Raw genomic sequence first — 23,293 nt, forward strand, 5'->3', positions numbered from 1 at the left:
ACCCTTCCCGCCTGTTCATTCGTCCCTCGGGCGGGCCGCTGCCGCTAGGCGAGACCGAGCTCGTCCTTGCCGAAGGCGAAGAGGTAGGGGACTCCAGCTTCGGTTTCGATCCGCTCCTTCGAGCCGGTGCTGCGGTCGACGATGACGGCGACGGCCTGCACCTTACCGCCTGCCTTCCGCACTCCCTCGACTGCGGTGAGCGCCGATCCGCCCGTGGTGGAGGTGTCCTCGAGTACGACAACCGGACGGCCCGCGACGTCGGGCCCCTCCACCTGCCGCGCCATGCCGTAGGTCTTCTGCGCCTTGCGCACCACGAACGCGTCGATGCTCCGGCCCTCCCGGGAGGCGGCATGCATCACGGCGGTACCCACCGGGTCCGCACCCATGGTGAGGCCTCCTGCGCTCTGGAAGTCGATGCCGGCGTCGTCGAGCAGAGCGAGCATCACCCGGCCCACCAGGGCCGACGCCTCGGAGTGGAGCGTGATACGGCGCAGGTCGATGTAGTAATCGGCCTCGACGCCGCTGGAGAGGGTCACCTTTTTCCGGACGACGGCGAGCTCCCGAATCAGCTCGAGGAGCCGGGCGCGGTCGGACGAGTGCTCGGCGAAGGTATCTGCGGTCATGCGGCAAGTCTATCGAGAGCCGGCAGTGCGGTTCGCCCGGGCGCCGTGTCGTCAGGGACCGGACAGCGTCGCGGCCTCGATGGACTCCGGTGAGAGGACATGCGCAATGGCCATGGCTGCGGCGCCTGACACTCCGGCCCGTTCGCCCGAGACCGAGGGCACGATCCGCAGGTGCTCGGTCGCCAGGGGAAGAGATCGCCGGTAGACCACCTCGCGGATGCCCGCCAGCAGGTGCTCTCCCGCCGACGCCATGATCCCACCCACCACGATGACCGAGGGGTTGATGAGGTTCACACAGGTGGCAAGGACGTCCCCGATGTCACGGCCCGCCTGGCGGATGACCTGGATGGCCGCGGCGTCCCCGGCCCGCACCAGGGAGATCACCTCGCCGCCGGAGGAGAGCCGGTTGCCGGTGACGGCGCTGAGTGCAGCCGCGAGCGCCGGACCTCCGGCCACTGCTTCGAGGCACCCGGTGTTTCCGCACCTGCACGGCAGCTCACCCCCGCGCAGGATCCTCACGTGACCCAGGTCTCCCGCCGTGCCCTGGGCTCCGCGCTGCAGGGTGCCGCCCGAGATGATTCCCGCACCGATGCCGGTCGCCACCTTGATGAACATGAGGTCACCCGTATCGCGCCAGTGCGCGTTCTGCTCTCCCAAAGCCATGATGTTGACGTCGTTGTCCACGAGCACCGGCACGGGATAGGCCTGCTGTACCAGCCCAGGAACGTCGAAACGGTCCCACCCGGGCATGATCGGCGGGTTGATGGGCCGTCCGGTGTCGTGCTCGACGGGGCCGGGCAGGCCGATGCCGATGGCGGCGAGATCCCCATGACTGCGCTCTCCGGCGGCGAGGAGGCGCGAGATCGCTTCCACCAGCCAGCCGAGGACCACGTCCGGGCCCTCGGAGATGTCGAGTACTGCCCGCTCGGAGCCGAGCTCGGAGCCCGCCAGATCCGAGAGGACGACCAGCGCATGGGTCGCACCGAGGTCGGCACCGATCACCACGCGTGCGGCCGGGTTGAGGGCGAACAGCGACGGCGGCCGGCCTCCCGTGGAGACGGCGCCTCCGTAGGGAGCGACGAACCCGAGCTCCATGAGGGTGTCCACCCGGGACGCGACGGTCGACCGGGCGAGCCCGGTGAGCTGCGCGAGTTCCGCACGCGTGCGGGGCTGGCCGTCCCGCAGCAACTGGAAGATTTCGCTCGCCCCGGGGGCAGGAGGGGAAACGCGCAGTGCCTGCGTCGCCGCCGGTTCTCCCGCTTTTTCTCCTACCGATTGCTTACGCGTGGTGGTCAGCATCCTTGAAGTAAACCACGACTTCGAATCGCTCGGCACCTATCTAAATTACTTTGGTCAACAGCTTTCATCGCTCTATCGACAAAAGTCGATTAGCTGTGTCACAGTGGGCGCGTGGCTAACGACGTCGATTCCTCCGCTCCCGGACCTGTGCTGCAGGCAAGGGGGCTGTCGAAGAGCTTTTTCGGCGTGCCGGTGCTGAGCGATGCCTCCCTCTCGCTGGTTCCCGGCCAGGTCCACGGGCTCGTCGGCGAGAACGGTGCAGGCAAATCGACACTCATGAAGCTGCTCGCCGGGGTCTATCAGCGCGATTCCGGGATCATCGAGATCTCGGGCCGGCCGGTGGACTTCTCCCATCCCACACAGGCGCACTCCGCAGGGTTGTCCACGGTGTTCCAGGAGTTCAACCTCCTGCCGGAACGCTCGGTGGCGGAGAACATCTTCCTCGGCAGGGAGCCGCGCCGCGGGATCCTGGTGGACACGAAGTCCATGCAGACCCGCACCTCGGAGCTCCTCGGGGAACTCGGGGTCTCGAGCATCCGGCCGGGCAGCCTGGTGAACTCGTTGTCCGTGGCGCAGCAACAGATCGTCGAGATCGCGAAGGCCATCAGCTATGACGCCCGGATCATCTCCATGGATGAGCCCACGGCAGCACTCGCCGGACCCGAGGTGGAATTGCTGTACGGAATCATCCGGCGGCTTACCGGGCGCGGCGTCGCAGTGCTCTATGTGTCCCACCGGCTGAAGGAGATCTTCGACCTGTGCGACACCATCACGGTACTGAAGGACGGCCGGGTGGTCGGTTGCCACCCGGCGTCGGAGCTCGACGACGCCGCGCTCGTCCGGCTCATGGTGGGCCGACCCATCTCCGCCTACTTCCCGGACCCCGAACCCGGCACCGAAGTGGGGAAAATTGCGCTGCAGGTCGACGGATGCGGCAACGACCAGCTCGACTCGATCGACCTGTCGCTGCGGTCCGGCGAGATCGTCGGCGTTGCGGGCCTTCAGGGGTCCGGCCGCACCGAGCTGCTCGAAGCCCTTTTCGGTGCCGCGCCCTTCACCCGCGGCACCATGGAGCTCGAGGGCGCACGGTACACGGGCCGCTCGCCGCGCGAGGCCGTGAGGCGCGGCATCGCCCTGATCACGGAGGACCGGAAGTCCCAGGGGCTCAGCCTGAACCAGTCGATCCTCGACAATGCCCTCAGCGTGGTCCGGTCGGTCTTCCCGTCCCGGAACCGCAAGGCAAGGGCGGGCATTCCGGGAGTCTTCTCCTCGCTCGAGGTAGCCGCACGGGATCTGGACCAGGAGGTCCAGTACCTTTCCGGCGGCAACCAGCAGAAGGTGGTCCTCGCCAAGTGGCTCGCCGTGAACCCGCGCGTGGTGCTGCTTGACGAACCCACCCGCGGGATCGACGTCGGCGCCAAGCTCGCGGTGTACCAGCTCATCCGCTTCCTTGCCGCGCAGGGCACCGCAATCCTCCTGGTGTCCAGTGAACTCCCCGAAGTCCTCGGAATGGCTGACCGGATCCTGGTGATGCGCGATGGCCGCATAGCCGGCTCGGCCGCACCAGGGTCGACGGAGGAAGAAGTGCTGGCGCTGGCCGCCGGCGTCCGAACCGATCAGGAAGCCCCGAAATGAGTTCGATGAGGATGCCGGCCCTGACGTCGACCCACCTTGTGTATGCAGTGGTGCTGGTGACCATTGCCGTGGGTGCGGTGCTGGTGGGCAGTACCGGCAGGAATTTCTTCAGCACCGGCAATATCTCCGACATCCTCACCGGCACGAGCGTCCTGGGGTTCATCGCGATCGGCCAGACCGTGGTCATCCTGGTGGGGAGCCTCGACCTCTCGGTTCCCTATGTCATCAGTCTCTCGAGCCTCGTCGCGGCCACGGTCATGGCGAACCAGGCGGGTAACGTCCTTGCGGGCGTACTGGCGGCCCTCGCACTGGCCGCCGCCGTCGGGCTCGTCAACGGCCTGGTGGTTTCCGGCCTGAAAGTACATGGTTTCATCGCCACCCTCGGCATGGGTCTGATCATCAGCGGCTACCTCGCCTCCAACTACAAGGGAAGCGCCGGGCAGACCCCGCTGGCCTTCCGGCTCATCGGCGCCACCGGAATCGGTCCGGTTCCGGTTTCCACCCTGATCATGCTTGCCTGCGCCGGGATGGTCCTGCTGGTGTTGAACCGGTCGCGGCTGGGGCACCACATGTTCGCCGTCGGGGGCAACCTCGACGTCGCGAGGATGTCGGGCATCCGGACACGCGGTCCGGTGATCGCCGCCCACATCCTGTGTTCCGTGATGGCAGGTCTGGCCGGCCTCCTCCTCGCTGCCCGCCTCGGGGTGGGCAGCCCCACGATCGGGACGCAGGGAGGCTATGACCTGCTGTCGATCGCGGCGGTGGTCCTTGGCGGAACCCTGCTCGCGGGTGGGAAAGGCTCACTCATCGGGACGCTGGGCGGAGTGCTGATCTTCGCGATGATGGACAACATCATGAGCGTCCTGCAGATCAATCCCTTCCTCAAGGACGTGGTGCGCGGCGTCGTCATCGTGGTCGCTGTTGCCGTCTATGCGCGGCGCAGGAGGGTGGGCCGCCCCGCGAGGTACTCCGGCGCCGATTCCAGTGGGGCCGGGCCGAACGACAGCCGACAGGGACCGCGGCCCAGCCATGAGGACCGTGGAGTGAGCGCATGAGCGCCGGCCAGACGAGCCGGGCGGAATCCGGAAGCACCCGGCAGGTCACCCTCGCCCAGAACCGGTCCTCCAGGGGTGAACGCCTCCTGAGGTTCCTTCGCACTCCCGGAGGCGCGGTCTTCGTGCTGCTCCTCGCCCTACTGGCCGCCGTCATCGCGGCAAACCCGTCCTTCGGGGAACCGGGCTCGCTCATCCGCTTCATCGGCCGCACCGCACCCATCGCCATCGCCGCGATCGGTCAGTACTTCGTGATCGCCTCCGGCGAGTTCGACCTGTCCATGGGATCGGTCGTCACCGCGCAGGTGATCATCGCCGGGAACCTGATCGGCCAGGATGAGAGCCGGGCCGTTCCCGTCCTGCTGCTGATGCTGGTCTTCGGCGCCTTCGTGGGATTCGTCAACGGGTGCATCACCACCCTGCTCCAGGTTCCGAGCTTCATCGTGACGCTCGGAACGATGCTCGCGCTGCTGGGCCTGGTGATGTACTGGACCGGCGGCGCCGCCACCGGCAACCCGGCCGACAGCTTCCGGCAGATCGGACGTGGCGGCATCCGGGATGTTCCGCTGGTCGAGGTCATTCCCTACCCCCTGCTCATCCTGGTGGGAATCGCGGGCACCGCCGCCTGGCTGATGCGCCGGCCCTTCGGCCGCACACTCCTCGCTGCAGGTGACAATCCGAGGGCTGCGGCCCTTGCCGGGACCAGGGTGTGGTGGATCAAGACCCGGGCGTTCATGCTGTCCTCACTGGCAGCGACAGTGGCCGGCATCATCCTGGTCGGATACGCGGGCGTCCACCCTTCCGTGGGGCGCGGCTACGAGTTCACGGCAATCACCGCCGTCGTACTGGGCGGGGTGGTGCTCGGCGGGGGGCGCGGCTGGGTGCTCTCCGCGGCGGCCGGCGCATTCTCCCTCGAACTGCTCTTCACACTGCTGAACTTCCTCGGCGTGGAGTCGACGTGGCGCGACACCGTGCAGGGCCTGATCATCATCGGAGCCGTGGCAGTGGCGGCCCAGACCTGGCAGCGCAAGTGGCGTGGCGCTTCGCCGCCGGCGCTCCAGGAACCACCAACCCAACCCGGCACTACCGCTTGAGGCACCACCAGCACGGACCAGGCCCACAGGGGCACCAGAAGGAAGGGACACCATGCACAGGAAAGTACGAACCCGGATCACAGTGGTCGCGGCAACGTCGCTGTTGGCACTGACAGCCTGCACCACCGATTCATCGATCGAAGACCCGCCGTCGGCGGAAGCGGCCCCGGCCGCCACCGAAGCCGCCCCCACGGAAAGCAGCGATGAGTGGTTCGACCAGGCGGTCTACGACACCCAGGACGAGCAGCGTTCGGCCACCTTCGAGGGGGACACGGCACAGCCGTACCTGCAATATATCGACGGCGCGATGACCGACACCGCGGCCTTCGCCGCCGAGGGCCCGCAGAAGGTGTGCTTCGCCAACGCCTCGATCTCCAACCCGTGGCGGCAGACCGGCTGGATCACCATGAACGAGCAGCTCAAGGCGCTGCAGGACTCGGGAGTGATTTCCGAGATGGAAACCCGCGACGCCCAGGACGACGACAACACCCAGACTTCCGATATCGACTACTTCATCAGCGAAGGGAACTGCGGCGCCTTCATCATCTCCCCGAACTCGACGGCCGCCCTGACTCCGGCCGTCGAACGCGCGTGTGAAACAGGCAAGCCCGTCGTCGTCTTCGATCGCGGCGTGGAGACCGACTGCGCCACCACCTTCATCCATCCCATCGGTGGATTCGCCTGGGGCATCGACACCGCCGAGTTCCTTTCCGGCAAGCTGCAGGAAGGCGACAAGGTGGTGGCCCTCCGCATCCTGCCTGGGGTAGATGTCCTCGAGCAGCGGTGGGCCGCTGCGGAGCGGATCTTCGAGGAGAACGGCATCGAAGCAGTCGACTACTTCACCGGCGCCGATCCCACCGAGATCAAGAAGATCATCGCTGACGAACTGGCTACCGGGGACGTGCAGGGAGTATGGATGGATGCCGGCGACGGTGCCGTGGCAGCCATCGAGGCCTTCGAGGACGCCGGGGCCGATCTGCCCGTCATGACGGGCGAGGATGAGCTGAGCTTCCTGCGGAAGTGGGAGGAAACGGGCATCGACGCCCTTGCGCCGGTCTACTCGAACTTCCAGTGGCGCACCCCGCTTCTGGCTCTCGAGAAGATTTTCGGGGGCGAGGAAGTGCCCGCTGAGTGGGTTCTGCCCCAGTCGCCCATCACCGAGGAGGACCGCGGTGAGTTCCTCGAGGCGAACGACGGCATGCCGGACGGCCATTATGCCAAGTTCGGCGGTGAGGACCTGCCGGGCTACCCGACGGTGTGGCAGGAACGCCAGATCCCCTAGGGCTTCGGCTTTTGAGACAGGTACCAACGAGATGAGAGGAGGGAAGCGGGCCGTGCAACGAGCAATCGGCGTCAACACGTGGGTGTGGGAATCACCCCTCACCGACACCGGCCTGCTTCCGCTCCTCACCAGAATCGCGGGCATGGGCTTCGACGCCGTGGAACTGCCCCTCGAAAACGCCGGGAACCTCTCATCCTCCGCCGTCCAGGACGCACTTGCGGCAACCGGCCTCACCCCCTATATCGTGGGTGCCATGGCCCCCGAACGCGACCTCGTCGCGGCCGACGCCGGAATCATCCGGTCCACCCAGGAGTATCTCGGAGCGTGCATCCAGCTAGCCTCCGACGTCGGTGCTCCCGCGGTCTGCGGTCCGTTCTACTCGGCTACCGGCCGCCTGTGGCGCATGGACGACGGCGAGCGCGAGCGCGCGTACTCGGAACTCCGGGAAAACCTCGAGCCGTTGGCAGCGCAGGCACTGGAGAGCGGCGTCGTGCTGGGAATCGAACCCCTCAACCGTTATGAAACCTCCCTGCTGAACACGGTGGGGCAGGCGCTCGAAGCTGTGGGCCCGCTCCTCGAAAGCGGCGTGGGGCTCGCGCTCGATACCTATCACCTGAATATCGAGGAGCGGTCCTCGGCCAACGCCATCCGGCAGGCGGCCGCACACCTGGTCCACGTGCAGGTGTGCGGGAACGACCGCGGCGCGCCCGGCGGGGACCAGACCGACTGGCAGGGAATCTTCGAGGCGCTCGACGACGTGGGATACACCGGCGCACTGAACATCGAAAGCTTCACCTCGACCAACGCAAGCATCGCCACGGCGGCGTCGATCTGGCGTCCGCTGGCGGTAACCCAGGACCGGCTGGCCGAGGACGGGCTCGCGTTCCTGCGCAGTGCGTCGGCAAGCCCTGATAAAGGACATTCCCCATGAACACCACTCCCCCGGGGCCCGCAGCGGCCCCCAGCCCTGCCCCGGTTCCCTCCCCGCCTCACGCCCCTTCGCGAACCCTTGGTGTTGCCGTCATCGGCTACTCCTTCATGGGCCGCGCGCATTCGAATGCCTGGCGGAACGTCAACGCCTTCTATGAGTCGCCCCGCGTCGAGCAGCGGCTCCTGGTGGGGCGCGATGAGCACCAGTTGGTCCCGGCGGCGCAGCGGCTCGGCTGGGCAGGAACCGCGACGGACTGGCGGACGGTGCTGGAACGCGACGATATCGACATCGTGGATATCTGCACGCCCGGGCATCTCCACGCCGAAATCGCAGTAGCAGCACTTGAGGCGGGCAAGCATGTCCTCGTCGAGAAGCCCCTGGCGAACTCCGTGGCGGAGGCCGAAACCATGGTGGCGGCGGCCATGGCGGCCCGCGCCCGGGGCATCCAATCCATGGTGGGCTTCAACTACCGGCGGCTGCCATCGCTGGCACTGGCGCGGGACCTCCTGGCCGCAGGCCGGGTGGGTGAGGTGCGCCAGGTCCGCGTGAGCTACCTACAGGACTGGCTCGCGGACGAGAACGCACCCATGAGCTGGCGCCTGCGTCGGGAAACCGCCGGATCCGGCGCCCTGGGGGACCTGGCGTCCCACGCCGTGGACCAGATCCAGTTCCTCCTCGGCACTACGGTCAAGTCCATTTCCGGGACGGTGAACACGTTCGTTCCTGAACGGACGGGAGCCGCAGGACTGGAAGCCGTCACCGTCGACGACGCCGCCTGGGCGACCCTGCATCTCGCTTCCGGCGCGGTCGCCAGCCTCGAGGTATCCCGGTTCGCCACCGGACGAAGGAATGCACTGCAGATCGAGGTCTACGGATCCCTCGGCTCCCTCCAGTTCGACCTCGAGCGGTTGAATGAACTTCAATACTTCGACGCCACCGCACCGGCCGAACTGCAGGGCTCGAGCCGGATCCTGGTGACCGAGGAGACGCACCCCTACCTCCACGCCTGGTGGCCCACCGGCCACACGCTCGGGTGGGACCATACCTTCACGACCCAGGCCGCGGACTTCCTCACCGCGATAGCGTCCGGAACAGCCCCCCAGCCGTCATTCGAAGACGCCCTGGACGTGCAGCGGGTTCTTTCCGCCCTGGAGGACAGCGCGCGGACGGGAAGCGCCGTCGTCGAGCTCGATCAATCCATCTGAACCCGCCCGGACCCGAGAACAACAAGGAGACCCAGTGCCCCCCAGCACGTTGTCCGTCCAGCTGTACACCGTCCGGGACGCCATCGACGCCGACCTCGACGCCGCGATCGACCGCATCGCCACCATCGGCTTCCGTCAGGTGGAACCGTACGGCTTCACCTCCCGGACCGCCGACCTTGCTGCCGCACTTCGCCGCAACGGTCTCACCGCGCCCTCCGGGCACGCTCCACTGCTGTCCTCGGAGCAGGCTCCGATCTTCGAGGCAGCGCGTGCCCTCGGTATGACCACGGTGATCGACCCCTTCGTTGATCCTTCCCGCTGGCTTTCCGAGGACGGCATCAAGGCCACGGCTGAAGCGCTGAACGCCGCAGCCGACGCCGCAGCCTCCTACGACCTCCGCGTGGGCTATCACAACCATTGGTTCGAGGTGGAAACCGACTTCGGCGGCAGAACCGGGCTCGAAGTGCTCAGCGCCCATCTCTCACCGGAGGTGGTCCTCGAGGTCGACATCTACTGGGTCACCGTCGGCGGGCAATCGCCGGCCGGCCTTCTGGGGAAGCTCGGCGACCGCGTGAAGTTCATTCACGTCAAGGACGGTGATATCTCCCGGAACAACAAGGCGCAGGTCGCGGTGGGGTCCGGGAGGATGGACATCCCGGCCGTGCTGGCCGCCGCCTCGGCGGTGGAGACCTTCGTCGTGGAACTCGACGACAGCTCCGGAGACCTTTTCACCGCGCTCGGGGACAGCTTCACCTACCTCACCAGGGACGAAGCGTGAAGCAGGACAGAAGGCAGGGCACGGCAGCACGCGCAGGTGGCCCCGTGGGCATCGGCATCATCGGAGCCGGCGTCATCAGTGAGCAGTACCTGGCGAGCTTCGCCGCCTTCCCCGATGTGGCAGTGCATGTGATGGCTGACCTTTTCGCGGAAACCGCGAAGGCCCGGGCCGCTCAGTACGGTATCGCGGCGTCCGGGGGGATCGACGCCGCGCTGAACCACCCCGACGTGGAGATCATCGTCAATCTGACTCCGCCGGCCGCCCACGTGGAGATAGGCCTCGCGGCAGTAGCAGCCGGGAAGCATGTGTGGTCCGAGAAGCCCTTCTCGCTGGATCTCGACAGCGGCCGGAACCTGCTGCGGGCAGCCGATGACGCCGGGTTGCGGCTCGGGTGCGCACCTGACACCTTCCTCGGCGCCGGCCTGCAGACCGGGCTCCGAATGATCTGCCGCGGGGACATCGGCACGCCGCTCACTGCGCTTACGCTGATGCAGAGCCCAGGCCCGGAAGCCTGGCACCCCAACCCCGCCTTCCTTTTTCAGGAGGGAGCCGGTCCGCTGTTCGATATGGGGCCCTACTACCTCACGGCGCTCATCCAGGCCTTCGGACCGATCTCCTCGGTGGCAGCGGTCGGCTCGAAGGCCAGATCGACCCGCGTGATCGGTTCCGGGCCGAGGGCCGGCGAGGAGTTCGACGTGACGGTTCCCACCCATGTGGGAGCTCTCCTGACATTCCGGGAAGGAGCATCGGGCCAGAGCGTCTTCAGCTTCGAATCCCCGCTGGTCCGCCAGAGCTTCCTCGAGATCACCGGCACCGAGGCCACCATTTCCCTCCCGGATCCCAATCGATTCGACGGTGACATCCGGTTGAGGCGTGTGGGTTCGGAGGAGGAGACGGTGGTATCCGTCGGCTCGACCTGGGGCAGGGGTGTCGGAGTCCTTGAAATGGCACGTGCCATCCGGACCGGTTCGGCCCACCGCGCCCAGGGCCTCACCGCCTTTCATGTGCTCGACGCCATGGTCGCCATTTCGACGTCGATCGACACCGCAACCTTCGTCGACGTGGCCAGCACAGCGGAAGCCGCCCCGCCGCTGGACGAGGACTGGGACCCGACAGCATCCACGCTCTCCTAACGACTAAGGAAAATCATGGGACGCAACTACACCCTGTTCACCGGCCAGTGGGCCGACCTCCCGTTCGAGAAAGTCGCCGAGCTTGCCGGTCGCTGGGGTTACGACGGCCTCGAAATCGCCGTTTCCGGGGACCATCTCGACGCATGGCGGTGGGACGACGACGCCTACATCCAAGACCGCCTCGACATCCTGGAGCGAAACAATCTGAAGGTGTGGGCCATCTCGAACCACCTCAAGGGCCAGGCGGTGTGTGATGACCCCATCGATTTCCGGCATGAGGCCATCGTGGGGCCGCGCGTCTGGGGTGACGGGAATCCGGAGGGCGTCCGCGGGCGGGCCGCGGAGGAGCTGAAGCTCACAGCGCGCCTTGCACAGAAGCTGGGCGTGAAGACAGTGGTCGGCTTCACTGGATCCTCTATCTGGCAGTATGTCGCCATGTTCCCGCCCGTCCCGGCATCGATGATCGACGCCGGCTACCAGGACTTCGCCGACCGCTGGAACCCCATCCTCGACGTGTTCGACGAGTGCGGGGTCCGCTTCGCCCACGAAGTCCACCCCTCGGAGATCGCCTATGACTACTGGTCCACCCAGCGCGCCCTCGAAGCGGTGGGACACCGTCCGGCGTTCGGCCTGAACTGGGATCCCAGCCACTTCCTCTGGCAGCAGATCGATCCGGTGGCGTTCATCTCGGACTTCGCCGACCGCATCTACCACGTGGACTGCAAGGACACCAAGATGCGCATGGGTGGCGGCCGCAATGGCATCCTCTCCTCGCATTTACCCTGGGGGGACCAGCGCCGCGGCTGGGATTTCGTCTCGACCGGCCGGGGCGACGTGCCATGGGAGGACAGCTTCCGCGCACTCACCGCGATCGGCTATGACGGCCCGATTTCCGTTGAATGGGAGGACGCCGGAATGGACCGCCTGCAGGGGGCACCCGAAGCGCTGGCCTTCCTCAAGCAGTTCGACTTCGCTCCATCGGACACCTCATTCGACACCGCTTTCACCCAGGCTGCACCCGGCCAGTAGGAGCAACGGCTTTTCGAGTGTCCGCTACGCGTGACGCGCCCGCGACACCTGCCTAACATGGTCCTCACCCGTGCCCGATGGTCCGGGAAGCGGCAGGCCATTCGGGCACTCCGCTGCGTGATCGTCGAGAAATGGTTCGACTTGACAAGCATCCAGGCGAAGCCTGCCGGGCCGGCGTCCGGCGACCGGGCGGGGACCCTTGTCCCCGGGCGTGACCGCTACCTCGACCTGCTCCGGGCCATAGCACTCGTGCGCATCGTGGCGCTGCATACCTTCTTCAATGCCGTGTGGCTCACCGTCGTCTTCCCCTCCCTGGGAGTCATGTTCGCCCTTGCGGGAGCGCTCATGGCGCGGTCGCTTGAGCGGCCTGCCCTGGGTGACACTGTTCTCCCCGCTCGCCCTCACGGTCCTTCTCGCGACAGGTACGGTGGGCCTTCCTGATCCGGTTGCTTCTGTGGTCGACGGGTTCGCTACCTACGGGTCCTGTTGGGTGCTGGGTTTTGCGTATCAGCGGGGGTTCCTGCAGGCGCTCCCCCGGGTCGCTACTCCGCTGGTGGCGATGCTCCTCATGGCTGCCGGCTTTTGGTGGGCAGCAGGTCACCTCGGTGACACGGGTTGGGATCTCGGAGCGATCCCCCTCGCGCAGGCGCTCTGGTCCTTCGGGTTCTGCGTCCTGCTCCTGCGCATCTCCCCTTCCTGGTCGACGCTGCCCCGTCCGCTGCGGATCTTCGACGGAACGATCACCCTGATCAACAACCGCGCGATCACCATCTACCTCTGGCATATAGTGCTGCTGATAGCGACGGTTCCCCTGATCGATCAGCTGTGGAACATCCCGTTCCTCGAGACGTCGTTCTCCTGGCTGCTGAAAAGCGAGGCGCTCCAGTTCGCTGCCGTCTGGTTGATGCTCGGACTGGTGATCCTGGCGGTCGGCTGGGCCGAAGACGTCGCTGCGCGCCGGCCGCCCCGGCTGTGGCCCTCCGGCAAGGGGAGATCGGGCGGGGCCCCGCGCCCCGGCGACGCCCGTAACGCCCGTGAAACCTCCGCCGGGTAGCCTAGGAAACATGCGGAAACTTCAGGCGATCATCATCGCGGAACTGGGCGTCCTGCCCACCATCGAACCCGCCGCCGAGATCCGGAAACGCGTCGGTTTCCTCAAGGACTACACCCGGGCCACCGGCACCCGCGGTTTTGTGCTCGGCGTGAGTGGGGGGCTGGATTCCACCCTCACCGGCAGGCTCGCCCAGCTCGCCGTCGACGAACTGCGGTCCGAGGGTTCCGACGCCGATCTCCTTGCCATGCGCCTGCCCTATCGCGTGCAGCAGGACGAGGACGACGCCCAGAAGGCGCTCGCATTCATTCGGCCGCGTACCTCCCTGACCTACAACGTCGCTCCGGCGGTCGACGGTTTCCAGGCGGAGTTCGCGCGGGCGACCGGCGAAACCATCGCCGACTTCACCAAGGGCAACACGAAGGCCCGGGCCCGCATGGTGGCCCAGTACGCCGTCGCCGGGCAGCACAACCTGCTGGTTCTCGGCACCGATCACGGCGCCGAGTCGGTCACCGGGTTCTTCACGAAGTTCGGTGACGGCGGAGCGGATATCCTTCCCCTGTTCGGGCTGAACAAACGGCAGAACCGGGCCCTGCTCCGCGAGCTCGGCGCAGGCCCCGATCTCTACGACAAGGTGCCCACGGCCGACCTCCTCGACGAGCTGCCCGGCCGGGCGGACGAATCCGAGCTGGGGCTCACCTACGACCAGATCGACGACTACCTCGAAGGCCGGGACGTCGGGAAGCCGGCGGTAGACGCGATCGAGCGCAGGTATTGGATCACACGCCACAAGCGGACGGTACCGGTGACTCTCCTTGATTCCTGGTGGAAGTCCCCGGGGCCTGCATTGGTAACGTAGGACCCGTGAAGATTGCCACCTGGAACGTCAATTCCCTTCGTGCCCGCACCGACCGCGTAGAGGCCTGGCTGAAGCGCTCCGACGTCGATGTCCTCGCCATCCAGGAAACGAAGTGCAAGGACGAGAACTTTCCGTGGGAGATGTTCGAGAATGCCGGCTTCGAGGTGGCGCACTTCGGGCTGAGCCAGTGGAACGGCGTCGCGATCGCCTCGCGAGTGGGGCTCGACGACGTCCAGCGCACCTTCGAAGACCAGCCCACCTTCGGGAAACCCGGCGTCGAGCCCGTGCAGGAAGCCCGTGCCATCGCCGCGACCTGCAACGGGGTGCGCGTCTGGAGCCTCTACATCCCCAACGGACGTGCTCTCGATGATCCGCACATGCCCTACAAGATCTCCTGGCTCGACACGCTCCGCGGGCACGCGCAGGAATGGCTTGCTGCCGATCCCGAGGTGCAGCTTGCCCTGATGGGTGACTGGAACATCGCTCCGCAGGACGAGGACGTGTGGGACATCGACCTCTTCGTCAACGGCGGCTACACCCACGTCAGCCCGCCGGAGCGTGCTGCGTTCCAGGGATTCCTCGATGCCGGTTTCAGTGACCTTGCCCGTCCCTTCACCCCCGGGCCGGGCCTTTACACCTACTGGGACTACACCCAGCTGCGGTTCCCGAAGAAGGAGGGCATGAGGATCGACTTCGTGCTCGGTTCCCCGGCCCTCGCGGCACGCGTGACGGGTGCATCGGTGGACCGCGAGGAGCGCAAGGGCAAGGGAGCATCGGACCATGCACCGGTGATCGTGGAGCTCGGGGATTCATGACGCAGCCGAAATCGGCGGGGACCCTGATGCCCTTTCCCTATGTCTCCTTCCTCCGGATCTACGAGCCGCTGGACGCCTTCAGCGATGCGCAGCAGCTCAGCATCCTCGGGCAGCGGTCGCGGGAACGGCGCATCACCGAGGAACTCGATCGGGAGCAATCGCTCCGGCGGATGCTGCGCACGGTTTCGGACCCCTTCCCGCACCATGAGGCCGACCTCGTGCGGGTCCTCCACTACCCCATGGTGAGCGGGACCACGGCGCCCTACTACTGCCCCAACCAGCTCGCCGTCCGCACCACTCTGGCTGCCGAATCACTTGACCACAGCCTCCGCGGACCGCTCGTTGACGTGCTGGTGCCGGAAGCCGCACGCGAAGCCCAGCAGGCGCGCCTCGATCCCGACACTTTTGCTGATTCTGCGGCCAAGCTGCACACCAGGTCCGCCACGTGGGGCGTACCGTTCGCGTGGTTCGTGCTCATCCACGAGGACGACCTCACCGAGGTCATCGAGGACGGCGGCAAGGTCAGCACCGTGCGCGTCTCGGTGCGGATCAACGAGTGCATCGACCGCGGTCGCAGGGCGGTGGCGCATCTGGCCGTCGGCGCTCCCGAGCTCGACCTCCTCGATGAACTGACGGAGATTCTCGAGTGGCTCGAGATCTTCCGGCGGGACGCCGTGGTGGAGGTGGACTACGGGCCGGTAGCCGATCGCGTCTTCCCGGATGAATCCCCCCTGGACGTGCGGCTGGGTATCGAGAGCCTTGCCGAGGCCGACATGACGGGCGCTGCGGCGTCCTACCGGCGTCTCGCCTCGCGGTGGATCCCCATCCGCCAGCTCGCCAGGGCCTCCTGAAGGAAGCTTCCTGACGGGAGGCCGCGGCAGGTTACAGCCCGGGCCGCGGCGGCTCGGTCGACCTTCGCGCAACGAGCAGGTGGGGCTGGACCATCGGGGTCTCCACCGCCGGTTCTCCCGCGAGTTCGTCGAGCAGCAGGCCGGCCGCGTAGGCGCCCTGGTCCTCGGGCCGCTGCGCGATTGTGGTGAGCCCCATCGGTTCGGCGAATTCGTGGTCGTCGATGCCCATGACCGAGAGTTCACCCGGGACGGAGATCCCGCGCTCCTGCGCGGCCATGAGCGCGCCGAAAGCCATTTCGTCCGAGGAGCAGAGAATTGCGGTGGGGCGGTCGAGGGCGTTGTCGAGCAGCGTTGCGGCGGCGGCCTTGCCGTCGAGGAACCGGAAGTTCCCCTGGGCGTCCCACTGCGGGCGGACGGCCATCCCGTGCCTGCGCATGGTGCGGTCGAACGCTTGCTCGCGGATGCGGGGAACCTCGAACTCGATACCGTACGAATCCCCTCCCCTCAGATGTGCGATACGCGTATGGCCGAGGCCCAGGAGGTACTCCACGGCCTCGGTCATCGCGGCGTCGTCGTCGATGCTGACATCACGCATTCCCTGCACCGATCCGCCGACCACCACGCTCGGGGAATCAAGATCCTGCAGTGCACGGCGCTCCTCGGGGGTCAGCGCCATGCACATGACCAGCAGGGCGTCGATACGCTTGCGCAGGATGGAGCGGTGGAAGACCCGCTCGCGGTTCACGCCGGTGCCCCCGAGGCTGAAGACGATGAGGTCGTAGCCTGCAGCCCTGAGCCTGCGGTCCACGCCGTCGAGCATGGCCGAGAAGTACCAGCGGTCGACCAGCGGGAGCAGCACTCCCATGGCCATGGTCCGGCCGGAGGCGAGGCCAGAAGCGGCCGACGACGGCACGTAGCCCAGCCGGTTCGCCGTGCGTTCCACCCGGGCACGGGTGCCCGGGGAAACGCCGGGCAGTCCGCGTAGCGCGCGCGACACCGTGGCCGTGGAAACACCCACCGACCGGGCGACGTCGTCGATGCTTGTCACCGTCAGCCCTTGAGGCCGCCCGCCAGCAGTCCCCGGACGAAGTACCGCTGCAGGCCGAAGAACACCGCGAGCGGCACGATGATCGAGACGAAGGCGCCGGCGGTGAGCCGCTGCCACTCGCCTCCGCGTGAGCCCTGGAGCTCGGCGAGGCGCTGGGTGATAGGCGCGACGTCGGCCCCTCCTCCCGAGAACACCAGGGCCACCAGGAGGTCGTTCCACAGCCACAAGAACTGGAAGATACCGAATGAGGCAAGTGCCGGCGTCGCGAGCGGCACGATGATGCGCCAGAAGATGGTGCTGTGTCCCGCGCCGTCGACGCGCGCGGCCTCGATCACTTCGCCCGGGATCTCTGCAATGAAGTTGTGCAGCAGGAAGATCGCCAGCGGCAGCCCGAAGATGGTGTGGGCCACCCACAGTTGCGCGTAGGTGCCGCTCGGCAGGAGCTGGAACTCCCCAATCGCGAGTACCTGGTTGAACAGCTGAAGGAGCGGGATGAGCGCCATCTGCAGGGGCACGATCTGGAGGGCGAAGACGAAGATGAACAGGCTGTCCTTACCCTTGAACCTTCCCCATGCGAACATGTAGGCGGCCATGGCTCCGAGAACCAGGGTGAAGATGGTTCCCGGGATCACGATTGCGAGTGAGTTGACGAAGTAGGACAGCAGGTTGGGCGACTGGCTGCCGCCGGGGCTGAGGACATCCTCATAGTTGGCGAGGGTGAACTCGAAGTCGGTGAAGACGTTCCACCAGCCGTTGCCCTTGATGTTCGCTTCGGGGCGGAAGGACGAGATGAACAACCCGAAGGTGGGAATGGTCCAGATGACTGCGATGAGGACGGCGGCGATCGTCGCTCCGCGCGAGGTCAGGCGCTGCTTGACACGTCGCTGGATCGGCGGCTGGTCGTCGGACTTCTCCTTCAGTTCGGGGAAGACGTCCTTCGTGTTCTCTGCCGGAATGGCGCTCATCGGATTTCCTTCTGCTTGCGGAGCAGCCGGGCGTTGTAGACAACGATGGGCAGCACCATCAGGAACAGGATCAGGGCGAGTGCGGCGCCCCTGCCGGGTTCACCCGCACGGAACGCCTGGGTGTACATCTCATTGGCCACCACCGAGGTTTCGTACTGGCCGGCTGTCATGGTACGGACGATGTCGAAGACCTTCAGCGTTCCGATGGTGATGGTGGTGACCACCACGATCAGGGATCCGCGGATGGTGGGGATGGTGACGTTGCGGAACTGCTGCCAGGCGCTGGCACCGTCGAGGCGCGCGGCTTCCACGATCTCCGTCGGTATTCCCTTGATGGCAGCCGAGAGGACCACCATCGCGAAACCGGTCTGGATCCAGATCATGACGGCGATGAGGAAGAACGTGTTCTCCGGTGCGTCGAGGAGGAACTGCTTCGGCTCCTGCCCCAACCACACGAGGATCTGGTTGAACAGGCCGATCTGGTCCTGCTCGGCCCCCTTGTATGCATAGACGAACCGCCAGATGACGCCGGCTCCCACGAAGGAGATGGCCATCGGCATGAAGACCAGGGCCTTGAGCGCCTTCTCACCCCGTGCCTTGTCGATGAACACCGCGTAGGCAAGGCCGATGGCCGATGCCAGCGACGGCACCAGCACCACCCAGATGACGGTATTGCGCAGCGTGATCAGCGCTTCCGGCTGCGTGAACATCCAGACGTAGTTGTCGAGGCCGACGAACGCACCGGTTCGGTCCGTGAAGGAGAGATACGAGGTCTGCAGCGCCGGGAGCACCAGACCCACGGCCAGGAGGATCAGTGCCGGGGCCAGGAACCCGGCGATCTGGAACTTCTCCCGCGACGATTTCGGCGCTCGATCCACCACAAGCATGACCAGCCCGATGATGGCGGCGAAGACCGCCAGGCCCACCACCACCTGTAAACCTTTTTCTGCTAAATCTTCCACAGCCCAGCCTCCTTGGTGCGCAGTAGAGAAGGAACGTTGACGGGCAGGAACGCCGCCGGCTGCTTCCGTTGTAGGAAGCAGCCGGCGGCGTTCCCGCTGTGTTGGCTAGGAGCTGGGCCAGCTGTCCTCTACGGCGTCGGTGACTTCCTCGGTGGAGGAGCCGTTGATCCAGTTGACGATGCCGCTCCAGAAGGAGTTGGAACCGACTGCACCCGGCATCAGGTCCGACGCATCGAAGCGGAAGACCGTCTCGGGGTCCTGGAGCAGTTCGATCGACTGGCGGTCGAGGTCCGACGTCGCCAGCTCGGGGTCCAGTCCCTTGTTGGCACTGATGGCCCCACCCTGCTCGACGCGGGCGTTGGCGAAGTCGGCGGTTGCCAGGTAGGCCTGGAGGGCCTGGACCTCGGGACGGTCGGCATAGGCACCGATCATCTCGCCGCCACCGGTGATGGCGGTGCCGTCGGCAGCGTCAACGGGAGGGGTCATGAACGCCCAGACGTCACCGTCCTCGGCAACGTTCGTTCCCTCGGCCCAGTTCGCGGCCTGGAATGACGCCTGGTGGTGCATGGCACAGCTTCCGTCGATCACGGGCTGTCCGGCTTCGGCGAACGCCGTGGACAGGATGGAGCGGGAGTCTCCGAAACCACCGTTGACGTAGTCGTCGTTCTTGAGGATATCGCCCACCTTGTCGAAGGATTCCACGATCTGGGGGTCGTTGAAAGGAATCTCATGGGCAACCCACTGGTCGTAGACCTCGGGGCCGTGGTCGCGGAGGACGGCGTCCTCCACCCAGTCGGTACCGGGCCAGCCGGTAGCTTCACCGGACTCGAAACCCGCACACCAGGGCTTCATCTCTTCCTCTTCGGAAGCGATCGTCTCGGTCAGCTCCATCATCTCGTCCCAGGTGGTCGGAACCTCCCAGCCCTTCTCCTCGAAGGTGGCCGGTGCGTACCAGACGTACCCCTTGATGTTCGCGAGCATCGGCGCGGCGTAGAAGGTGCCGTCCACGGTGCCGTACTTCTTCCAGTCCGCCGACCAGCCCTCATCGACGAGGTCGGATACTTCCTGGGGAGCCGGCTTCAGGTAACCGGCCTCAGCCTGGGTTGCGAGCAGGCCGGGCTGCGGGAAGATGGCAAGGTCGGGGGCGGTACCGCCCTGCGCGCGGACGCCCACCTGGGTTTCGAATTCCTTCGAACCCTCGTACACGACCTCGATCCCGGTGCAATCGGCGAAATCGAGCCATGAGTTCTCGAGGCTCTCGGCCTCGACATCCACGATCGACGCGTAGACGCTGACTTCGGTGCCCTCGTGCTGTCCATAGGACTCGTAGGCGGCACAGTCCGCGTCACCGGATCCACCGGCTTCTCCGGATCCGCCGGAACCACAGGCGGAAAGTGCAAGTGTGAGAACGCTCAGCGCCGCTACCGGCAGCACTGCTTTCTTCGAGCGGATAATCGCCATTGAATAGACTCCTTCGTCTGACGGCACGCACCCGGTCTCCCCCGGCCTCGAAAGAAAGGGATCAAACCATGCCGCCGCCTCACCAGATTGATATCCTGAGAGTAAGCGCTTACGTAGGTCCCGACAACCGGAACGGGATCCGGACCCCCGGTTGATACCGAATTGTGATTTACGCCATAGCCGTCCACCTTCCGCAGCATGCGGCCCTGCACGACGAAATCCCGCAAGGAGACCCCATGACGAGTACCACCCCGGCTGGAACAGCGACTTCCGATGGCACCGCAGCCCACCAGCGCCCATGGTGGGCCGACGCCGTGATCTACCAGATCTACCCCCGTTCCTTCGCCGACGGCAACGGCGACGGCATGGGCGATCTCCCCGGGATCCGCTCTCGGCTGCCATACCTGGCGGAACTCGGCGTCAACGCCGTCTGGCTGTCGCCGTTCTATGTGTCGCCGCAGGCCGATGCGGGCTACGACGTCGCCGACTACCGGGCGGTGGACCCGCTGTTCGGCACACTGGCCGATTTCGATGCAATGCTGGCTGAAGCGCATTCCCTGGACCTCAAGGTGATCGTCGACCTCGTTCCCAACCACACCTCCGATGAGCATGAATGGTTCCAGGCAGCCCTCCCCGCGAAGCCGCACTCCGCCGAGCGCGAGCGCTATATGTTCCGCGAGGGATCAGGGCCCGACGGCTCGCTGCCGCCGAACAACTGGCAGTCCATCTTCGGCGGCAACGCCTGGACGCGCGTGGAGGACGGCCAGTGGTACCTGCACCTCTTCGACACCAAGCAGCCCGACCTGAACTGGGAGAACCCCGAGGTCCGCGAGGAAATGGTATCGGTCCTCCGATTCTGGCTCGATCGCGGCGTCGACGGCTTCCGCATCGACGTGGCCCACGGCCTGGTGAAGGCCGAAGGCCTCCCCGACTGGTCCGAGCGCACCAGTATGGTCGAGGGCCGGGAGCACCCCACAGGGGCCGAGGACACAGGGGCCGACGACGACGCTGCCACAGGACTCGAGACGGAGCCCACGCCGCCGTACTTCGACCAGCCCGGTGTCCACGCCATCTACCGGGAGTGGAACAGCGTCCTCTCGGAATACGAGGGGAACCGCATGCTGGTGGCCGAGGCGTGGGTTGAACCCGCCGAGCGGTTGTTCCACTACGTCCGGAAGGACGAGATGCAGCAGGCTTTCAACTTCGGCTTCCTGCTGGCGGGTTGGGATGCGGGCCGCCTCCAGGCGAGCATCGAGGAGTCGCTGTTGGAAGCCGGAAAAGTGGGCGCTCCCAGCACCTGGGTGCTGTCCAACCATGACACCGTCCGGCACACGAGCCGCTTCGGCCTGAGCGATCCGACAACCTTCCCGAAAGGCCTCAGCGCCGACGACGAACAGCCGGATGAAGCCCTCGGGTTGGCCCGGGGCAGGGCCGCCGCACTGGTGATGCTCGCGCTGCCGGGTTCCGCCTACCTCTACCAGGGCGACGAGCTGGGCCTCCCCGAACACACCACGCTGCCGCACTCCGTCCGTGAAGACCCTGCGTTCTTCCGTACGGGCGGGGTGGAGCGCGGCCGCGACGGTTGCCGCGTTCCACTCCCGTGGACGGCGGTGTCCCCGGGATTTGGCTTCGGAACCTACCCGGCGGGGCACGGCGGACCGAACGACGTCGGCGCCCGCCCCTGGCTTCCCCAGCCCGAGGCATTCGCCGCCTATGCGGCCGACCGCCAGGTGGGTGTCGAAGGATCGACGTTCGAGCTGTACCGCACGGCACTGGAGCTGCGGCGGTTGCACCGTCTCGGATCGGGAGCAGTCGAGTTCTCCGAGCTGAACGACCCAGCGCGGGGTGTGCTGTCCTTCCGCAATGGTGATGTACTTGTCGTTGCCAATCTGGGGAAGGCTCCGGTGAAACTGCCTGCCGGTCACGGCGTGCTGGTGGCCAGCACTTCCGATGCCGTTCCGGACGGCGGCGTCCTCGCTCCGGATGCCTCTCTCTGGCTCATGGCCGATCGGAAGGACGCTAGCTGACCCGTTCGGTCCGCGTGAAGCGCGAGCGTGCCCCGGAGCTGATGCTGATCAGCACCGGGGTACGCTGGCCCGCCACGAGGTCCAGCGCCTCGATGAGCTCGGTCGTCACCGCAGCGATGGCGTAGGGCGACACTCCCTTACGGGGGAAGAGCCGCAGTCTCAGCACCGGTCCTCCGTGGAAGTCCCACGTGGTGACCACGGCGTTGACCAGGTCATTACCCTCCAGCAGGGCAGCCCTCAACGCCTGTTCGACAGCGCCGGCGGTGAGCGTGACGGAGCCTGCGGCGCCCGCCGCATCGCGGCCTGTAGGTCCAGGTGCGTAGGCGAAGACGCCGGTCCGGCCCCTTCCCTGTGCCGCGATCCACGCAATCCCCAAGACCGCCACGAGCAAGAGCGCCGCTGCCAGCACGATCCACAGCCAGGAGTCCTTCTGTCCGTCCAGGGTGGCCCCCTGTCGGATCCGGTCGATCTGGAGCCCTGCCTGCAGGGTGAATGCCTGCCACGGCCCAGCGAAACCGGGGACGTATGCCAGTGCGGCACCGCAGGCTCCCGCAAGTATCAGCACCAGGCCGCAGAGCCCGAGAAGAATCCGGTTGAGCGCCCGGGGCGTGCTGTTCACTGTCCGATCACTCCCGACGGCGCGATCCTCACCCGCACCACCGGTTGCGGCTCCACCGACGCGTATCGCAGGTCATCCTCGACCGCGGCCTGCACGGCCGCGGCGTCGACAGGGATCCCGGAGGTGGGGCGGACCTGCACATCGGCGGTTCTCCGCCCGACCGTCACCATCACCTGCTCCGGCGCGACGCCTGCCGCCAGCCGGGCCCTCCGCGCCAGCGCGGAGGCGAGCACCTCGGCGTCGACCACCACGCCCGCCCGCTCACTCGGCACCACGTAGCGGACACGCCTGCCGGGCAGCACGGCAAGGAGGAAAAGGACAAGCCCGACGACGAACAGCAGGAACGAGCCTGTCCCCAGAACCGCGGGCGGGACCCCCGGGGGAAGACTCCCCAGCCAGGCCGCAGCGCGCTCGAAGTCCAGGAGGAAGGGCGGATCACCGACTGCTTTCAGAACGGCTTCCAGGAACAGCAGGGCACTTCCGAGCACGACTAGGGCGGCGGTGAGGACGGCGGGAACGGCACGGGAGGCGTGCAGTTCACGCCGCAGGATGCGCGGAGTCACCGTCGTTATCC

23 protein-coding genes are annotated in these 23,293 nt (G+C 66.6%); 15 read left to right on the forward strand and 8 right to left on the reverse strand.

Annotation, left to right across the window (positions count from 1 at the left end; translation table 11 throughout):
• Positions 1–44 precede the first annotated feature (44 nt).
• Positions 45–623: an orotate phosphoribosyltransferase gene (gene pyrE / locus IWX65_RS06845; protein ID WP_196881674.1), complete on the reverse strand. Its 579-nt coding sequence runs from the start codon at positions 621–623 to the stop codon at positions 45–47.
• Positions 624–674: 51 nt separating this feature from the next.
• A complete protein-coding gene (locus tag IWX65_RS06850) occupies positions 675–1,958 on the reverse strand; it encodes an ROK family protein (RefSeq protein WP_442859170.1) in 1,284 nt (427 codons plus the stop codon).
• A 75-nt stretch (positions 1,959–2,033) separates the two neighbouring features.
• Between IWX65_RS06850 and IWX65_RS06855 the strand changes: the two genes are divergently transcribed.
• The 14 genes from IWX65_RS06855 to IWX65_RS06920 are packed head-to-tail and all read left to right on the forward strand — an operon-like array spanning position 2,034 to position 15,637.
• Positions 2,034–3,557 (forward strand): sugar ABC transporter ATP-binding protein, encoded by a 1,524-nt coding sequence (locus tag IWX65_RS06855; RefSeq protein WP_196881675.1) that lies wholly within the window; start codon positions 2,034–2,036, stop codon positions 3,555–3,557.
• A gap of 5 nt (positions 3,558–3,562) precedes the next feature.
• A complete protein-coding gene (locus IWX65_RS06860; RefSeq protein WP_442859173.1) occupies positions 3,563–4,612 on the forward strand; it encodes an ABC transporter permease in 1,050 nt (349 codons plus the stop codon).
• Positions 4,609–5,703, forward strand: a complete 1,095-nt coding sequence (locus IWX65_RS06865; RefSeq protein ID WP_196881677.1) for an ABC transporter permease — start codon at positions 4,609–4,611, stop codon at positions 5,701–5,703. Before IWX65_RS06860 ends, IWX65_RS06865 begins: the two co-directional genes overlap by 4 nt.
• A gap of 52 nt (positions 5,704–5,755) precedes the next feature.
• Entirely contained in the window at positions 5,756–6,985 is a 1,230-nt protein-coding gene (locus IWX65_RS06870; RefSeq protein ID WP_196881678.1) for a substrate-binding domain-containing protein, read from the forward strand.
• A 52-nt stretch (positions 6,986–7,037) separates the two neighbouring features.
• Positions 7,038–7,916 carry a sugar phosphate isomerase/epimerase family protein gene (locus tag IWX65_RS06875; RefSeq protein WP_196881679.1) on the forward strand — a complete coding sequence of 293 codons (879 nt, stop codon included), beginning with the start codon at positions 7,038–7,040 and terminating at the stop codon, positions 7,914–7,916.
• Positions 7,913–9,121, forward strand: coding sequence for a Gfo/Idh/MocA family protein (locus tag IWX65_RS06880; protein ID WP_196881680.1), 1,209 nt, complete (start codon positions 7,913–7,915; stop codon positions 9,119–9,121). The genes IWX65_RS06875 and IWX65_RS06880 overlap by 4 nt, the downstream gene beginning before the upstream one ends.
• A gap of 34 nt (positions 9,122–9,155) precedes the next feature.
• On the forward strand, positions 9,156–9,899 hold the full coding sequence (locus IWX65_RS06885) for a sugar phosphate isomerase/epimerase family protein (protein ID WP_196881681.1): 744 nt from the start codon (positions 9,156–9,158) through the stop codon (positions 9,897–9,899).
• Entirely contained in the window at positions 9,896–11,032 is a 1,137-nt protein-coding gene (locus IWX65_RS06890; RefSeq protein WP_196881682.1) for a Gfo/Idh/MocA family protein, read from the forward strand. The genes IWX65_RS06885 and IWX65_RS06890 overlap by 4 nt, the downstream gene beginning before the upstream one ends.
• A gap of 15 nt (positions 11,033–11,047) precedes the next feature.
• Complete coding sequence (locus IWX65_RS06895; RefSeq protein ID WP_196881683.1) at positions 11,048–12,061, forward strand: sugar phosphate isomerase/epimerase family protein; 1,014 nt, start codon at positions 11,048–11,050, stop codon at positions 12,059–12,061.
• Between the two features lie 57 nt (positions 12,062–12,118).
• Positions 12,119–12,502 (forward strand): hypothetical protein, encoded by a 384-nt coding sequence (locus IWX65_RS06900; RefSeq protein WP_196881684.1) that lies wholly within the window; start codon positions 12,119–12,121, stop codon positions 12,500–12,502.
• On the forward strand, positions 12,420–13,115 hold the full coding sequence (locus tag IWX65_RS06905; protein ID WP_196881685.1) for a hypothetical protein: 696 nt from the start codon (positions 12,420–12,422) through the stop codon (positions 13,113–13,115). Before IWX65_RS06900 ends, IWX65_RS06905 begins: the two co-directional genes overlap by 83 nt.
• 10 nt (positions 13,116–13,125) lie before the next feature.
• Complete coding sequence (nadE, locus tag IWX65_RS06910; RefSeq protein ID WP_196881686.1) at positions 13,126–13,971, forward strand: ammonia-dependent NAD(+) synthetase; 846 nt, start codon at positions 13,126–13,128, stop codon at positions 13,969–13,971.
• Between the two features lie 5 nt (positions 13,972–13,976).
• Positions 13,977–14,786, forward strand: coding sequence for an exodeoxyribonuclease III (locus IWX65_RS06915; RefSeq protein ID WP_196881687.1), 810 nt, complete (start codon positions 13,977–13,979; stop codon positions 14,784–14,786).
• Entirely contained in the window at positions 14,783–15,637 is an 855-nt protein-coding gene (locus IWX65_RS06920; RefSeq protein WP_196881688.1) for a hypothetical protein, read from the forward strand. Before IWX65_RS06915 ends, IWX65_RS06920 begins: the two co-directional genes overlap by 4 nt.
• A gap of 31 nt (positions 15,638–15,668) precedes the next feature.
• Here IWX65_RS06920 and IWX65_RS06925 read toward each other — a convergent pair whose 3' ends face one another.
• The 4 genes from IWX65_RS06925 to IWX65_RS06940 form a co-directional block, all read right to left on the reverse strand.
• A complete protein-coding gene (locus IWX65_RS06925) occupies positions 15,669–16,685 on the reverse strand; it encodes a LacI family DNA-binding transcriptional regulator (RefSeq protein WP_196881689.1) in 1,017 nt (338 codons plus the stop codon).
• Between the two features lie 2 nt (positions 16,686–16,687).
• Positions 16,688–17,650, reverse strand: coding sequence for a carbohydrate ABC transporter permease (locus tag IWX65_RS06930; RefSeq protein ID WP_196881690.1), 963 nt, complete (start codon positions 17,648–17,650; stop codon positions 16,688–16,690).
• The gene (locus tag IWX65_RS06935) at positions 17,647–18,612 is read right to left on the reverse strand and encodes a carbohydrate ABC transporter permease (protein ID WP_196881691.1); all 966 of its coding nucleotides are present in this window, start codon (positions 18,610–18,612) and stop codon (positions 17,647–17,649) included. Before IWX65_RS06935 ends, IWX65_RS06930 begins: the two co-directional genes overlap by 4 nt.
• A gap of 105 nt (positions 18,613–18,717) precedes the next feature.
• On the reverse strand, positions 18,718–20,073 hold the full coding sequence (locus IWX65_RS06940; protein ID WP_196881692.1) for an ABC transporter substrate-binding protein: 1,356 nt from the start codon (positions 20,071–20,073) through the stop codon (positions 18,718–18,720).
• Between the two features lie 236 nt (positions 20,074–20,309).
• Between IWX65_RS06940 and IWX65_RS06945 the strand changes: the two genes are divergently transcribed.
• Positions 20,310–22,100, forward strand: coding sequence for a glycoside hydrolase family 13 protein (locus IWX65_RS06945; protein ID WP_196881693.1), 1,791 nt, complete (start codon positions 20,310–20,312; stop codon positions 22,098–22,100).
• On the opposite strand, the gene IWX65_RS06950 is transcribed toward IWX65_RS06945, so the two are convergent.
• Positions 22,093–22,719, reverse strand: a complete 627-nt coding sequence (locus tag IWX65_RS06950) for a hypothetical protein (protein ID WP_196881694.1) — start codon at positions 22,717–22,719, stop codon at positions 22,093–22,095. The two genes, IWX65_RS06945 and IWX65_RS06950, sit on opposite strands and share 8 nt — an antisense overlap.
• Complete coding sequence (locus IWX65_RS06955) at positions 22,716–23,282, reverse strand: DUF6286 domain-containing protein (RefSeq protein ID WP_334683709.1); 567 nt, start codon at positions 23,280–23,282, stop codon at positions 22,716–22,718. The genes IWX65_RS06950 and IWX65_RS06955 overlap by 4 nt, the downstream gene beginning before the upstream one ends.
• Between the last annotated feature and the right edge of the window lie 11 nt (positions 23,283–23,293).

The organism is Arthrobacter sp. CAN_A214 (genome assembly GCF_015751955.1).
GTDB lineage: Bacteria > Actinomycetota > Actinomycetes > Actinomycetales > Micrococcaceae > Arthrobacter_D.

Bases quoted from the DNA above. Each gene is read 5' to 3' on its own strand.
- pyrE (WP_196881674.1), bottom strand. From the start codon at position 623: ATGACCGCAGATACCTTCGCCGAGCACTCGTCCGACCGCGCCCGGCTC.
- IWX65_RS06860 (WP_442859173.1), top strand. From the start codon at position 3,563: ATGAGGATGCCGGCCCTGACGTCGACCCACCTTGTGTATGCAGTGGTG.
- IWX65_RS06865 (WP_196881677.1), top strand. From the start codon at position 4,609: ATGAGCGCCGGCCAGACGAGCCGGGCGGAATCCGGAAGCACCCGGCAG.
- IWX65_RS06870 (WP_196881678.1), top strand. From the start codon at position 5,756: ATGCACAGGAAAGTACGAACCCGGATCACAGTGGTCGCGGCAACGTCG.
- IWX65_RS06880 (WP_196881680.1), top strand. From the start codon at position 7,913: ATGAACACCACTCCCCCGGGGCCCGCAGCGGCCCCCAGCCCTGCCCCG.
- IWX65_RS06895 (WP_196881683.1), top strand. From the start codon at position 11,048: ATGGGACGCAACTACACCCTGTTCACCGGCCAGTGGGCCGACCTCCCG.
- IWX65_RS06900 (WP_196881684.1), top strand. From the start codon at position 12,119: ATGGTCCTCACCCGTGCCCGATGGTCCGGGAAGCGGCAGGCCATTCGG.
- nadE (WP_196881686.1), top strand. From the start codon at position 13,126: ATGCGGAAACTTCAGGCGATCATCATCGCGGAACTGGGCGTCCTGCCC.
- IWX65_RS06920 (WP_196881688.1), top strand. From the start codon at position 14,783: ATGACGCAGCCGAAATCGGCGGGGACCCTGATGCCCTTTCCCTATGTC.
- IWX65_RS06930 (WP_196881690.1), bottom strand. From the start codon at position 17,650: ATGAGCGCCATTCCGGCAGAGAACACGAAGGACGTCTTCCCCGAACTG.
- IWX65_RS06940 (WP_196881692.1), bottom strand. From the start codon at position 20,073: ATGGCGATTATCCGCTCGAAGAAAGCAGTGCTGCCGGTAGCGGCGCTG.
- IWX65_RS06945 (WP_196881693.1), top strand. From the start codon at position 20,310: ATGACGAGTACCACCCCGGCTGGAACAGCGACTTCCGATGGCACCGCA.